This is a genomic window from Caballeronia sp. LZ033 (genome assembly GCF_031451265.1).
Classification (GTDB): Bacteria; Pseudomonadota; Gammaproteobacteria; order Burkholderiales; family Burkholderiaceae; genus Caballeronia.
Window position 1 is genome coordinate 1 of record NZ_JARUXQ010000057.1, and the last position, 435, is coordinate 435.

At 62.3% G+C, this 435-nt stretch carries 1 protein-coding gene; it reads left to right on the plus strand.

The annotated features are described in order from the left end of the window. The coding region (locus tag QCE62_RS35170) for a hypothetical protein (protein ID WP_309928045.1) at positions 1-435 on the plus strand (435 nt) is incomplete at both ends.

Genomic DNA, 435 nt, shown 5'->3' on the forward strand with positions numbered 1-435 from the left:
GAAACGTGGCATCTGAAGCGCGATGCGGTGGGACGGCTGGTTGAGGAAATCGGCTATGACAAGCGCTCGCGCCGCTACGCCTACGATCCGGCGGGGCATCTGACGCAGAGTATCGATCCGTTGGGGCAGGTGCTGACGGTGACGTGCGATCCGTTGGGGCGTATCACGCGGCGTGCGGTCGAAGGCAGCGATCAAAGCGAAGCGTTCGCGTACGACAAACGCGGCCGGTTGATCCGCGCAAGCAATGCAAACGGCATAGTCAAGCGCGCCTATGACCTCGATGGGCAACTGCTGATGGAGCTGCAACAGCACGTCGACGCGACGGGAACGCTCGCATATGCCTACGACGGGGCCGGGCGTCTGACTGAGCAGACGCGCAAGCTGCAAACAGCCGATTCCGTGTTCGAGCAGACGCTCACGTACACGTATGACGCG